Source organism: Pedobacter petrophilus, from assembly GCF_009674725.1.
In the GTDB taxonomy this organism is placed as follows: domain Bacteria; phylum Bacteroidota; class Bacteroidia; order Sphingobacteriales; family Sphingobacteriaceae; genus Pedobacter; species Pedobacter petrophilus.
The window spans coordinates 94,681-107,788 of sequence record NZ_WKKH01000011.1 but is presented as its reverse complement, the minus strand read 5'-3'; the positions used below and the strand labels follow the sequence as shown (position 1 = coordinate 107,788).

Genomic DNA, 13,108 nt, shown 5'->3' with positions numbered 1-13,108 from the left:
TTGATTTTTGCCTTCCGTACCTTAACTATTAAACTACTGGTTTAGGGCGAATATCTAACCCAACCAACACTTTTTCAACATTCGAGAGGTCGCCGATGATTTTACGAACAGGCTCCGGCACCTTTTTTACAAGGGTTGGAATGGCCAGAATCTGATCTCCTTCGGCTAGTTGTGGTTTTTCTAAAAGATCGACTACCTCAATACTGTATTTACCTGCAAGATGGTCTTCACAGATTTTTTTAAGGTTTTCAAGGGCAACAACAGACTTTGTCGTTTTGCCCGCAACATAAAGTCGCAACTCATACGTTTTACCCACTATTTTTTATTTTTTTTTACTATTTTTTTAGATGAAAAGCCTGTATTTCCTCTGCGTAAATCTGTCATTTTGGACAGGGTATCACCCATAATTTGTTTCTTTAAAGCTTCTTCCACATAAACCTTGTTTAATTCTTCTTCTACTGATTCAAATTCAGAACGCAAGCTATCGATTTTAGATTCAAGAACTTTCTTTTTGCGAATTAATTCCCGGTCTTTCCGGCTAATGGCCTGCGCGTGAATCACCTCACCTGTTTGCTCCAGTAACAACCTCGCAGCACGTGCGGAACCTGTTAATACACCATCTTCTGTCAGAAAAACATCTTCCAGGTCCAGCCCACCATCTGTAATCACAAATTCCCTAACCTGATTGGAGTGTTTCATCCCCCTGGATTTCATAATATATAAACCCCGGTTTCTTTCGCCGTTGTTCTCTATATCTCTGATCAGCAACCAGGCATCTACCAACGAGGAAACGCCTTCATCAGTTTGCTCATTTACAATGTTATTCAGCGTAAGCGCCGTAAACATTACGGTAATTTGCTCAGCTTGTAAAAAGTCGATTAACCGAACCAACATCGTTTTCACCTCACTCACAGAACCTATCGTGATCAGGTTGGTAATCGGATCGAGAATAACCACATCAGGTTTGAACTTTCTGATTGCTTTATGAATGGCAACCAGGTGCATTTCTAAACCATAAAGTGTTGGCCGTGATGCGTAAAACGACAAATAGCCACTATCCAGATGGGCTTGCAAATCCATTCCAATGGATCGCATATTTCTGATGATTTGTTTCGGAGATTCCTCGAAGGCAAAAAAGAGGCATTTCTCTTTTCTCAGACAGGTAACATTGGCAAAACTGGCGGCAATACTCGTTTTACCCGTTCCGGCCGTACCTGAAGCAAGAATACTGCTTCCTTTATAGAAACCTTTATGACCGAGCATCTTATCTAATGCCGGAATGCCGGATGAAACACATTTCGAGGAAACCTCTTTATTAAGTTCGAGTGAAGTAACAGGCAACACAGAGATCCCTTCATTATCAATAAGGAAAGGATATTCGTTGGTGCCATGTACTGACCCACGGTATTTTACTATCCTTAATCTCCGGGTCGATATTTGATTGATAATTCTATGGTCGAGGAGAATTACACAGTCTGAAACGTACTCTTCCAAACCTTGCCTCGTTAAGCTTTTCTCTCCCCTTTCGCCAGTGATGATTGCCGTTACCCCTTTTGATTTCAAAAACTGAAAAAGCCTTCTGATTTCCGAACGGAGAATGCCATCATTATTCAATCCTGAAAATAGGTTTTCTATGGTATCCAGTACAACACGTTTAGCGCCAATGCTATCAATGGCATACCCCAGGCGAATAAAAAGCCCTTCGAGGTCATACTCTCCTGTTTCTTCTATTTCTGAGCGATCGATGTGGACGTAATCGATTCTAATTTTTTTATCTTTTTCCAGCTGATCAAGATCAAAGCCAAGAGAAGCGACATTGACTTTAAGCTCTTCTGCCTTTTCCTCGAATGCCATAAACACGCCGGGTTCATTGTAATCCAATGCGCCTCTAACGATAAATTCGATAGAAAAAAGGGTTTTACCAGATCCTGCCTCCCCACAAATAAGTGTTGGCCTATTAGACGGAAGACCTCCTAATGTAATTTCGTCCAAACCTGAAATTCCTGTGCGGGTTTTTGAAATGCCAGTCATTGGTTCCGACTTGGGCTTGCTAGTGTTTTTAGCCATTCATTTTTTGTTAAAGGCTAAATGTATGAATAATATCACATGTTGTAAATTCCAGGTTAAACAAAGCAGGAATAAATACCAGGGCTTAGATGGTAAAAAATTGGTGACATTGACTTACAATATCTTGTGATTCTGCTTGTTGAACCACAGATCGACACAGATAAACACAGATTTTAACGCCTATTCCATCGGTGTTCATCCTGTTGATCTGTGGTTAATAATTGAGCTACTAATGAGGTTTATGCAAAATTTTTTATGAATTTCCAAAACAAAAACAATAAACATGCAGTTATTTAATTAACAAGACTGAAATAGAGATGGTTAATACATATAAAATACAACTGGACGAAATTACTTATAAAGAAATTTTTGAACCATTCTTGCATAAAAACTTTTTGAAGCTGCCTGTTGAGGCCCGTGATAACATGGTTGAGGTTACCATCAGAAGAACCTGTGTGCTGGAATACTTGCAGAAGAAAATTATCAGTGAGATTGACAATTACGAAGTAATGCAATCGGAGATGATTAACAAGATGAATATTCACTAAGAATTGCGCTGCTTGCCTGCTTTTTACCTATCAAGAAGAAAACCAATCTTCTTAATATTGCCGGATCTTCCATAACCCAAAATTAAATACTTTATTATCAATCGACTACAGGTGATTTTTCGAAGTTAGTGATGACTTTTTTGTATTTGATTATTATAATCGTAATATTGCGATATAAAATATGGGACTCACAAAAACAGAAATATTCACACCGGAACAGAATGAGCTTTCAACGCTTATGAAAGCGATTGCGCATCCGGCACGAATTGCGATCTTACAGCAAATCATATCGGCAAACGCCTGTATCTGCGGTGACCTGGTTGAGGAACTTGGTCTTGCACAAGCTACGATTTCTCAACATCTGAAGGAGCTAAAGAACGCTGGTATTATCCAGGGAACGATAGAAGGTGTAAAGGTGTGCTATTGTATTGAGCCCAAAACCTGGGAACTTTTGAAATCATTGCTAGACAGTTTTCTGGGTTCCTATAAAAATCCGGCAAGCTGCTGTTAGGTTTTTTTAGCCAAATCAATCGTTAAATTGCAATATTATAATAAATAGAAATTATGAAATTATCAGAAATTAAGAAAATCCTCCAGACTGCCGAAGCAGTAAATTTTAAAGTAGAACAGGGTGCAATGGTACCTGAACACTTTCACATTACCGAAGTAGGAATCATCTCAAAAGATTTTATTGATTGTGGCGGCAAAGTTCGACATGAGAAGGTCGCGAATTTTCAGCTTTGGGATGCGGATGATTATGAACATCGTTTAAAGGCCGGAAAACTGTTGGATATCATTTCCCTTTCTGAAAAGGTACTGGGCATGGAAGACCTAGAGATAGAAGTAGAATACCAGTCTGGCACTATCGGTAAATACGAACTTGGTTTTGATGGACAAACTTTCCTATTGCTTTCCAAACAAACGGCATGCCTGGCAAACGAAGCGTGCGGGATCGAAGTTCCGAAAAAAGCAATGGTAAATCTGGTGGAAACATCGAATAGCTGCGCCCCCGGAAGCGGATGCTGTTAACCATTTGGTTTTGGAGATTAGAAATTTAATAACCCCGGATTAGGAGGATGTAAAAATGATTATAAGGAACCATTTATGAAAAAAGTATTAGTGCTTTGCACAGGAAACAGCTGCAGGAGCCAGATAGCAGAAGGATATCTCAGGTATTTTGCCGGAGATAAGGCGGAAATTTACAGTGCTGGAATAGAAACGCACGGGGTCAACCCGAAGGCGATCGAAATTATGAAACGTGATGGAATAGATATTTCCAGGCATACCTCAAATAATATTGATGAATACACGGCCATCGATTTCGATTATGTAATTACGGTTTGTGATCATGCAAAGGAAAACTGCCCGTATTTTCCGTCGGGTGCAGTAAAGTTACACCATAATTTTCCTGATCCTGCAAAGGCAAAAGGCAGCGATGAAGAAGTCATGGAGACTTTCCGCGAGGTGAGGGAAATGGTCCGAAAATATGCACAAAATTTTATCAACAAGAATCTAAACAATAAAAATGTCAGCAACTAATTGTGCACCATTAGTTGAACGAAAAAAACTCGGCTTCCTTGATCGCTACCTTACTCTTTGGATATTCCTGGCGATGGCTATTGGTATCAGCACAGGATATTTTATCCCCTCCTCTTCCGGCTTTATCAATTCCTTTTCATCTCGCACAACAAATATACCCCTGGCCATCGGATTGATCCTGATGATGTACCCTCCACTTGCGAAAGTCAGATATGAGAAGATGGGCGAAGTGTTCAGAGACATAAAAGTGCTTACCGTTTCACTGTTACTGAACTGGATAATTGGTCCAATTCTGATGTTCTTTTTGGCTGTTATCTTTTTGAGAGATTATCCGGAATATATGGTTGGCTTGATACTGATCGGCCTTGCCCGTTGCATCGCCATGGTGGTGGTATGGAACGAGCTTGCGGAAGGAAACCGTGAGTATGCTGCAGGGTTGATTGCGCTGAACAGCATCTTTCAGGTGTTACTATACAGTGTTCTTGCCTACGTTTTTATTACTGTTTTGCCTCCATACTTTGGATTAAAGAGTTTAGAACTGAACATCACGATTGGCGAAATTTCCGAAAGCGTTGGCATTTATCTCGGGGTTCCATTTGCCATGGGCGTTATCTCAAGGTTCGTCCTAATTAAGCTTAAGGGAAAAGTATGGTTCGAAGAGAAGTTTATGCCAAAGATCTCCCCAATAACATTAATCGCATTACTTTTTACCATTATTATAATGTTCAGCCTTAAAGGAAATCTAATCGTGCAAATACCGCTGGATGTCGTTAGGATTGCGGTACCGTTGGTTATTTATTTCTCGATTATGTTCGTGGTGAGCTTCTATGCCGGAAAATACTTTGGGGCAGATTATTCCAGGAGTACTGCTATTGCTTTTACCGCTACGGGAAATAACTTTGAACTGGCGATTGCAGTTGCGATTGGTGTATTTGGCATTAACTCCGGGCAGGCCTTTGCAGGCGTTATCGGTCCTTTGGTTGAGGTTCCTGCGTTGATTGCACTCGTTAATCTTGCATTTTGGTTTCGGAAGAAATACTATAAATAAGAATGTTGCAATAGTTAAATTGCCGCATCATACTATATGATAATGGTTAGTTTGGCATTTTGCAAGAGCCACGCGCTGACAACAGCAATTTGGAAGACCGAAATGATGAAATTGCGTTCAAATAGATTACTGCGCCCGGGAATGAGAACAAAGCTAATCGGGATGCACATTTGAAAGCATTTTCTACGTGCTCTGCAACGCCAAACCATCAAAATCGATTTTCTAAAAATGATACTAAATTCATCTAACATACTGACTATATGATATTTAAAACCGCACAAGAAGACTACTGAAGCTACTACTTTTTCAGGTATTTCAACACCAAGATACATCCGCGCTGGCTGATTGCTTTTGGATTCTCAGCTGATGGTCCCGAAGTAATCGCGGAGCTGTCTGTAGCCAGATAAATTTTTGTTCCATCATTAGATACCGCAACATCCCGGTACCTGACCTTGGAAGCAACATATTCGTTTATTTTTGGATTGATGCTCCCATCCTTATTGATTTTAAGCCGAAGTAATTTCCCCGCCTTGAGCGTAGTCACCAGTAAAGACGGACTCCAGCCGGGTATCGCATCAGATTGGTAAATTGCTATGCCTGACGGTGCATAAGCGTCCCATTCCGCTTTTGTTCCTGCCTTCACTTTTTCAAATAGGCTGGTAAGCTTTTCGTTCGATGTTGGGTAAAAACTTATTCCCGGATCTTTGTAAGCCTTACCAATTAAATTAGCGTTACTCTTTTCAGAAACGATTAATGGGTAAGTAGTGTGCCATTTACCGGGACTTTTCGCTTCATCAGATACCGATGCAGCGAGGCCATCATAGTTCCCGTCATTATAACCAATCACTAAAGGATGGCCGTAGTTGCTGCCTTTTTCAATGAGATTTATCTCATCATCAGAATAAGGGCCATGCTCAGAAGTATACAACCGTTCCTTTTTATTTATCATAGCAAAGGCTAAACCCTGCGGATTTCTGTGCCCGACCGTCCAGATTGCACTTTGTTCCGGCAGTGCCGGATTGTCTGCCGGAATCCATTCGCCAGTACCTTCGGTTTCTAGATTAAATCTTAAAATTTTACCTTCATAACTGTTTTTTTGCTGTGCTTTATTAGGCCTTCCACCATTCGAAAATTGCCCAGATCCCTGATCGCCCACTGCATAAAAAAGGTAAGGTTTTCCATTTGTTGGTGCGATGATTAAACGTCCGCCATTATGGTCATTACTTGCCGGTATCGTGTCGCAGATAATTACCGGAGCTTCTAATTGCTGTTTACTGGCATTAAACCGGTATCGCGCCAGCTTCAGTAAAAACTGATTGCCCTGAAGATGCCGATACACATAAGAAAGGTAAACGAAAGGTTTGCCCTTCAAAAATTGTGGATGAAGCGCCAGGCCCATCAAACCTCCCTGCGGAACCGGCTGCTGCGCTTTTTTCTGTTCTTCAAAAGATGGAAACTGCCTTTCTGTATTTAAATCGAGGACAATCTTTTTCTCCCCGTTATCCGGATTAATTTTTAGCACCCGGTAACCCTTCGATTCGTTAACCCACAATTGATTATCCTGGCCAACCACCACAGACCATGGATCACTTAAGCCTGATGCAATAATGCGCGTTTCAAAACCACCGTCTTCGCTATTCATCAAAGCAAAAGAGGTACACAACACTGATAAGGTAAACAAGCCACAGAGAAACAAGTATTTCATTTGATTTTTCTTTTAATCTGAAACACGGAAAGAATGGGTAAGGCTTCGAAAACAGGTATTAATACCAGAATTTCCGTATTTATTGCCTCAGATAAAATTCTAAACCGCCTGTTTAAGAACCATTAACACCTATACCACCTCCAAATATTATACCTTTTTATATTTGGATCGCTCATCAGTTGTGGTGTAATTATCCTGATAAAAGTCGGATTTGTATAAAAAGAAGTCTCTTTAATATAAAGATCTTCCCTAATCTGCTGATAAATTTGTTTCTATATTAGATCATCCTAACCAAACGTATATGAACCGGAGAAAACTCCTTCAAAGCCTTGCCATCGGTCTACCTGCCGTATTATTTGCCAGTAAACTTTCTGCGTTCTCTAATGATGATGCCGCTCAGGAGTTTGTCGAAAAAATTATCGCTGGTCCATTTTCACCAACCTGGGAGTCGTTATCTGCTTATCAGACTCCGGAATGGTTTAGGGATGCAAAATTTGGGATGTGGGCACATTGGGGGCCCCAATGCCAGCCGGAAGCGGGAGATTGGTATGCACGGGAAATGTATATGGAAGGAACCCGGAAGTATAAATTCCATCTCGAGAAGTATGGTCACCCCTCCCAGTTTGGTTTCAAAGATGTAATTAACACCTGGAAAGCCGAGAAATGGGATCCGGAAGCTTTGGTTTCACTCTATAAAAGTGCGGGTGCAAAATACTTCATGGCATTGGCCAATCACCATGATAACCTCGACCTTTATGATAGTAAATACCAGAAAGACTGGAACTCAACAAAGCAGGGCGCGAAGAAGGATATTGTTGGCGGATGGGCCGCTGCTGCAAAAAAACACAATCTTCCTTTTGCGGTAAGCGTACATGCAGCGCATACCTGGAGCTGGTTAGAAGTGGCCCAACGTGCTGATCAAAATGGTCCCTTAGCTGGCGTGCCTTACGATGGAAAATTAACGAAGAAAGATGGAAAAGGCAAATGGTGGGATGGGCTTGATCCGCAGGAGCTTTATGCACAAAATCATCAGTTGAGTGAAAACAGTCTGGATAATGGCGCCATCCACAAACAGTGGAATTGGGGCAATGGTGTTACGCCGCCGGGTAAAATCTATATTGAAAAGTTCTATAATCGAACCATCGATCTGATTAATAAATATAATCCGGATATGATTTATTTCGATGATTCCCAGTTTCCCTTATGGCCGGTTAGCGATGCTGGTCTTCGCATTGCCGCACACTTTTACAACAAGAGTATCAAAGAAAAAGGAAAACTCAATGCCGTAATTACGGGCAAAATTTTAGATGAGCAACAAAGAAAGGCAATGGCGTGGGATATTGAGCGTGGCCAGAGCAATATGATTGAGCCGCTTCCCTGGCAAATAGACACCTGCCTGGGCGACTGGCATTATGACCGCAGCATTTACAACCGGAAAGGATATAAAACTGCACCAAAAATTATCCATACGCTGGTAGATGTGGTAAGCAAAAATGGAAATTTAATGCTCAATGTGCCTGTTCGTGGAGACGGTTCCATCGATGAACTCGAGCGCCGGATTGTGGAAGAAATCGGTGTATGGATGAAAGCAAACGGTGAGAGTATCTACGCCACCAGGCCATGGAAAATCTTTGGTGAAGGACCTGCACAAAATAATTCGCCTGCCTTAACCGCCCAGGGATTTAATGAGGGTAAAGGTACTCCATTTGGTGAGCACGACATTCGCTTTGCGGTGAAAGATAAGAGTCTTTTCGCAACAGTAATGGCCTGGCCGGCCGAAGGTTCGGTGCAGATTACCAGCTTAAAGGAAGGTAGCGCCCATTACCCTGAAAAAATTAATAAGGTACAGCTTGTGGCCACAGGACAAAATTTGAAATTTGAAAGAAATGCTAATGGGTTAAAAGTTTACTTTCCGGCAGAAAAACCTGTTGCATCGTACGCGAATCCTTTAAAAATCAGTTAAATAAATCATGGTCGTGGCCGGCAATTATATTCCGGCCATTATTGCTTTTCCCCTCCTGGCTTTGCTCAATTGGCTATAGCATTCACCTCTCCCAAATTGCTACTTCTTTTTTATCCAGCGTTGCTGAAAATTAGCCTAATTCCGGTTAGCTTTGTGAAGCTATCTGGCTTTGGTAGCTTCGGGCCAACGCTACTATGAATAAAGGACTCATTAAACATTCATTCCAATTGCTAAATGCAGACTATGTTAAACTTAACAAAAAGTGGAACTTCAGGAATGTTATTAGCCCGTATTACAGGTTATATTATATAGATGAAGGCGAGGGCGTTATCGCCGACCAAAATGGTGGTTTAACGCTACGTCCAGGTTATCTTTATATTGTTCCGAGCTTTACATTATGTAACCTCTCTTGCAATTGTTTTTTAAGCCAATACTTTATTCAGTTTTTTGAAGAATCTCCGGATGGAATTTCACTTTTCGCCAATTGCAGAAAGATTTTGGAAGTGGAAGCAAATGCTGATGATATTGCCAATTTCAAGCGGATCATTGCCATTAATCCCGGCAGGGGAATCAACCGTTCTGATAATCCACTTGTGTATGAAAAAGATATCTATTATAAAGAGTATACCGAACTGAATAATCTGCAAAGCATTGCTACCCAATATGAAACACAGGGTATTATTCTTCAGCTGATTTCAAAATTCCTGAAGCCAGAAATTTTTCAAAATGATCAGATTACAGTCACGCCATCAGTGGTGATGGACGCGATATCTTACATTCAGATCAACCTCAGTGCGGCTTTAAAAGTTAGTCAGCTTGCCAGCCGCGCGAACCTGAATACAGATTATTTCTCCAGGATTTTCCATCGTTACACAGGTCAGAGTCCGCTGAACTACATCCTTCAGAAAAGAATTGAAAGGGCACAATACCTGATCATCACCACCAATAAACAACAGGATGCAATTGCCGAAATGACGGGTTTTGACAATGCCCAATATTTTTCGAGGGTTTTTAAGAGATTAACCGGGCTCACACCGGGCGCTTATAAAACACAGAACAGAACGCTTAACCTGATGGGGTAAGTTATAAAACCATGATCAATCCGTCAAATACCGCAGCACCAGTGCTTCCCATTCATCATTAAGAGAATAATCCGGGCGAGATTCGCCGGCCCTTCTATACCAGTAATCTGCATTCCAGATATCGCCCTCTTTGCGGTGGAGGTAAGCATGGATTCTTGCCGATGCCTGATCATTTAGCTGATCTACCTGCCGGTGTGCCTTTTCCCAGTTTCCTTTGCCATCATACCAAAGCGACTGTAACTGGATCGAAATCCCGGGATCGGGACTTTCTGCATTTAATGATGTTTTAAATTCCTGAAGATTCTTCACTGCCATTCTTTTTGAGGGTTTATAATACGAAAAATTATTTAGCATATCCAAATCCTGCTAATCAGAAAGTAAAACACATTTCCCCAATGAAAGGTGAGATGTAGGGGAAATAAAAACTTAAGCACTCGTTTGAATGTTGCATAACTTTAATCTTTAGAAACAGGCACGAAACAAGATGGCAATGAGCAAGGACAACAACATGATTAGGGTAAGAGGCGCAAATACACACAATTTAAAGGATGTTAGCCTGGATATTCCGAGAGATCAGCTTGTGGTATTTACGGGTGTTTCCGGTTCAGGAAAATCCTCGCTGGCTTTTGGAACGTTATATGCAGAAGCGCAACGACGTTATCTGGACTCTGTATCACCTTATGCAAGAAGACTTTTTAATCAGATGAGCGTACCTGAAGTCGATTCGATTGATGGCCTCCCGCCTGCAGTGGCGCTGCAACAGCAACGTGGCGGATCCTCTACCCGCTCTTCTGTGGGGAGTGTAACCACACTGTCCAATTTGTTACGCATGCTTTTTTCCAGAGCCGGCGATTATCCAAAAAATCAATCCATTATTTATGCTGAAGGCTTTTCACCTAATACACCGCAAGGTGCCTGCGAAAAGTGCCATGGCCTGGGAAGTGTTTTTGAAGTTACCGAAAAAACAATGGTCCCTGATGACAGCCTTACCATACGTGAACGCGCTGTGGCTTCCTGGCCCTTGGCCTGGCAGGGGCAAAATCAGCGCGACATACTCGTTTCGATGGGTTATAATGTTGATATTCCCTGGCGCGAGCTTCCTAAAAAGCAGCGCGACTGGATTTTATTTACGGACGAAACGCCCTCTGCGCCAGTTTACCCAGGACTCTCGCCAGAACAAACCGTTAAAGCCATTGCCAGAAATCAGCCGCCAGATTATATGGGTACCTTTATCGGTGCAAAGGCTTATGTTTTTAAGACATTTTCAACCACGCAATCAGCGCTGATGAAAAAGCGGGTTTCGCAATATATGATCAGTGCCACCTGTCCGCTTTGCCATGGTAAACGACTGAAAAAAGAATCATTATCTGTTACTTTTGAAGGAAAAGATATCGCCGAAATCTCCCGTTTACCAATGCTGGCGCTGGCAGAAATATTTGGTAAACATTCGAAAACCCCCGCAGGCAAAACACAGACAGAGAAAAACATCATCAGGCAACGAATTTCTTCAGACATTTATGCCCGAATTCAGGTAATGCTGGATCTCGGACTGGGCTACCTTAACCTGGAACGAAGCACACCTACCCTCTCTCCCGGAGAATTGCAGCGTTTGCGCCTGGCTACACAGGTACATTCGAACCTTTTCGGTGTGGTGTATGTACTAGATGAGCCATCGGCAGGTCTGCATCCTGCAGACACCCGGGCGCTCTTACATATTTTAGATAAACTTAAAGCGGCAGGCAACTCAATTTTTGTAGTGGAACACGAGCTGGAAGTTATCCGCCATGCAGACTGGATTGTGGATGTAGGTCCGGAAGCTGGTGAAAATGGTGGGCATATCCTCTACAGTGGTCCACTTAAGGGGTTTAATAAGATCAAGGGATCACACACTTCCGCTTTCCTGTTCCAAAATAAAAAACCTGCAGACCACACCTTAAGAAACCCAAATGGAATGCTGAGCCTCCGCGGCGCCAGCAGGCATAACCTCAAAAACGTAGATGCAGACTTTCCTCTTGGGGTGGTCACTTGCGTAACGGGCATTTCGGGCTCAGGAAAAAGCAGTTTGGTTAGCCAGGTGTTGGTGGAGTTACTCGCTGCTTCACTGGGGCAGAAAACTGATCCTGAGATTGATAATCAAAACGATGCGCCTGTAGATGAGATACTGCCCATTAGCGGATCGATCACCTCCGGACTTGAAAAAATCTCCCGGTTGGTTGTGGTAGATCAGCGCCCGATTGGAAGGACACCACGATCAAATCTGGCTACTTATACTGGCTTATTCGATCATGTGAGAAGTCGCTTTGCCAACACACCACTGGCAAAAAAACGGAAATATGATGCTGGCAGGTTTTCATTTAATGTTGCAAAAGGCCGCTGTCCGCACTGCCAGGGAGAGGGATTTGTAATGGTTGAGCTGCTTTTTTTACCCAGTGTATACACCCCTTGCCCTACCTGTGGCGGCACACGGTACCAAAAGGAAACCCTCGAAGTTACCTATAAAGGGAAAAATATATCGGAGGTTTTGCAGATGACGGTAGAAGAAGCCTGCAACTTTTTCGATGAAGACCCACAAATTTACCGTGCTTTGGATATTTTACGGGAAGTTGGTCTGGGTTATCTCCGCCTAGGGCAGGCGGCTACAGAACTTTCGGGCGGAGAAGCGCAGCGCATTAAACTGGCCACAGAACTTCAGAAAAGTCAAAAAGGATCGTCCGTTTATGTACTGGATGAGCCAACCACCGGACTCCATCCATCAGACGTGGAGCGGCTTCTTGTCCAGTTAAATACGCTTGCAGATGCAGGTAACACAATAATTTTAGTGGAGCATGACATGCAGGTAATTGCGCAAAGCGATTGGATCATAGATATTGGTCCGGGTGCAGGAGATCAGGGCGGAAAGATTGTTTTTACCGGAACACCGGAAGATCTGGCGAAACATCCTTCCAGCAAGACTGCACCATTTTTGAAAGATTACCTGCGCTAGTTCATTTACAAGGCTGCTGATTCTGATAAATTATAGGAACAGAGGGGCCAGGATGATCGCCATTCTAATTCGGGTAGAAAAAATACCTGAAAACCAGTAGAAAAGAAACCTTAAAACATGGTATATTCTTTTTTAAAGGCATCAGATATCTTTGTCATCAGTCCCCATACCTG

Annotated in this window: 12 protein-coding genes; 8 read left to right on the top strand and 4 right to left on the bottom strand. The window is 42.3% G+C overall.

Features of this window, described 5'->3' with window-relative positions; genetic code table 11:
- Positions 1 to 28 precede the first annotated feature (28 nt).
- Entirely contained in the window at positions 29 to 316 is a 288-nt protein-coding gene (kaiB, locus tag GJU39_RS09510; RefSeq protein WP_209437620.1) for a circadian clock protein KaiB, read from the bottom strand.
- A complete protein-coding gene (kaiC, locus tag GJU39_RS09505) occupies positions 316 to 2,067 on the bottom strand; it encodes a circadian clock protein KaiC (protein WP_154280553.1) in 1,752 nt (583 codons plus the stop codon). The genes kaiB and kaiC overlap by 1 nt, the downstream gene beginning before the upstream one ends.
- 317 nt (positions 2,068 to 2,384) lie before the next feature.
- On the opposite strand from kaiC, the gene GJU39_RS09500 reads away from it, so the two are divergent.
- From GJU39_RS09500 to arsB, 5 genes are all read left to right on the top strand, one after another.
- On the top strand, positions 2,385 to 2,615 hold the full coding sequence (locus GJU39_RS09500) for a hypothetical protein (RefSeq protein WP_154280552.1): 231 nt from the start codon (positions 2,385 to 2,387) through the stop codon (positions 2,613 to 2,615).
- A 181-nt stretch (positions 2,616 to 2,796) separates the two neighbouring features.
- A complete protein-coding gene (locus GJU39_RS09495; RefSeq protein WP_154280551.1) occupies positions 2,797 to 3,126 on the top strand; it encodes an ArsR/SmtB family transcription factor in 330 nt (109 codons plus the stop codon).
- 53 nt (positions 3,127 to 3,179) lie between these two features.
- Positions 3,180 to 3,644, top strand: a complete 465-nt coding sequence (locus tag GJU39_RS09490; protein WP_154280550.1) for a DUF6428 family protein — start codon at positions 3,180 to 3,182, stop codon at positions 3,642 to 3,644.
- Between the two features lie 75 nt (positions 3,645 to 3,719).
- Positions 3,720 to 4,154, top strand: a complete 435-nt coding sequence (locus GJU39_RS09485) for an arsenate reductase ArsC (protein ID WP_154280549.1) — start codon at positions 3,720 to 3,722, stop codon at positions 4,152 to 4,154.
- The gene (gene arsB, locus GJU39_RS09480) at positions 4,141 to 5,202 is read left to right on the top strand and encodes an ACR3 family arsenite efflux transporter (RefSeq protein WP_154280548.1); all 1,062 of its coding nucleotides are present in this window, start codon (positions 4,141 to 4,143) and stop codon (positions 5,200 to 5,202) included. The genes GJU39_RS09485 and arsB overlap by 14 nt, the downstream gene beginning before the upstream one ends.
- A gap of 298 nt (positions 5,203 to 5,500) precedes the next feature.
- On the opposite strand, the gene GJU39_RS09475 is transcribed toward arsB, so the two are convergent.
- On the bottom strand, positions 5,501 to 6,907 hold the full coding sequence (locus tag GJU39_RS09475) for a PQQ-dependent sugar dehydrogenase (protein ID WP_154280547.1): 1,407 nt from the start codon (positions 6,905 to 6,907) through the stop codon (positions 5,501 to 5,503).
- 301 nt (positions 6,908 to 7,208) lie between these two features.
- Here GJU39_RS09475 and GJU39_RS09470 point away from each other — a divergent pair, with 301 nt between their 5' ends.
- Together GJU39_RS09470 and GJU39_RS09465 are read left to right on the top strand one after the other, a co-directional pair.
- Positions 7,209 to 8,870: an alpha-L-fucosidase gene (locus GJU39_RS09470; protein WP_154280546.1), complete on the top strand. Its 1,662-nt coding sequence runs from the start codon at positions 7,209 to 7,211 to the stop codon at positions 8,868 to 8,870.
- Positions 8,871 to 9,064: 194 nt separating this feature from the next.
- Complete coding sequence (locus tag GJU39_RS09465) at positions 9,065 to 9,952, top strand: helix-turn-helix domain-containing protein (protein WP_154280545.1); 888 nt, start codon at positions 9,065 to 9,067, stop codon at positions 9,950 to 9,952.
- 15 nt (positions 9,953 to 9,967) lie between these two features.
- On the opposite strand, the gene GJU39_RS09460 is transcribed toward GJU39_RS09465, so the two are convergent.
- Positions 9,968 to 10,267, bottom strand: a complete 300-nt coding sequence (locus tag GJU39_RS09460; protein ID WP_154280544.1) for a hypothetical protein — start codon at positions 10,265 to 10,267, stop codon at positions 9,968 to 9,970.
- A 175-nt stretch (positions 10,268 to 10,442) separates the two neighbouring features.
- Between GJU39_RS09460 and uvrA the strand changes: the two genes are divergently transcribed.
- The gene (gene uvrA / locus GJU39_RS09455; RefSeq protein ID WP_245227758.1) at positions 10,443 to 12,935 is read left to right on the top strand and encodes an excinuclease ABC subunit UvrA; all 2,493 of its coding nucleotides are present in this window, start codon (positions 10,443 to 10,445) and stop codon (positions 12,933 to 12,935) included.
- Positions 12,936 to 13,108: the final 173 nt, after the last annotated feature.

Excerpts from the sequence above, each read along its gene's own strand:
- GJU39_RS09470 (WP_154280546.1), top strand. The coding sequence starts at position 7,209 with ATGAACCGGAGAAAACTCCTTCAAAGCCTTGCCATCGGTCTACCTGCC.
- kaiC (WP_154280553.1), bottom strand. The coding sequence starts at position 2,067 with ATGGCTAAAAACACTAGCAAGCCCAAGTCGGAACCAATGACTGGCATT.
- arsB (WP_154280548.1), top strand. The coding sequence starts at position 4,141 with ATGTCAGCAACTAATTGTGCACCATTAGTTGAACGAAAAAAACTCGGC.
- GJU39_RS09495 (WP_154280551.1), top strand. The coding sequence starts at position 2,797 with ATGGGACTCACAAAAACAGAAATATTCACACCGGAACAGAATGAGCTT.
- GJU39_RS09465 (WP_154280545.1), top strand. The coding sequence starts at position 9,065 with ATGAATAAAGGACTCATTAAACATTCATTCCAATTGCTAAATGCAGAC.
- uvrA (WP_245227758.1), top strand. The coding sequence starts at position 10,443 with ATGAGCAAGGACAACAACATGATTAGGGTAAGAGGCGCAAATACACAC.
- GJU39_RS09500 (WP_154280552.1), top strand. The coding sequence starts at position 2,385 with ATGGTTAATACATATAAAATACAACTGGACGAAATTACTTATAAAGAA.
- GJU39_RS09475 (WP_154280547.1), bottom strand. The coding sequence starts at position 6,907 with ATGAAATACTTGTTTCTCTGTGGCTTGTTTACCTTATCAGTGTTGTGT.
- GJU39_RS09490 (WP_154280550.1), top strand. The coding sequence starts at position 3,180 with ATGAAATTATCAGAAATTAAGAAAATCCTCCAGACTGCCGAAGCAGTA.
- GJU39_RS09460 (WP_154280544.1), bottom strand. The coding sequence starts at position 10,267 with ATGGCAGTGAAGAATCTTCAGGAATTTAAAACATCATTAAATGCAGAA.
- GJU39_RS09485 (WP_154280549.1), top strand. The coding sequence starts at position 3,720 with ATGAAAAAAGTATTAGTGCTTTGCACAGGAAACAGCTGCAGGAGCCAG.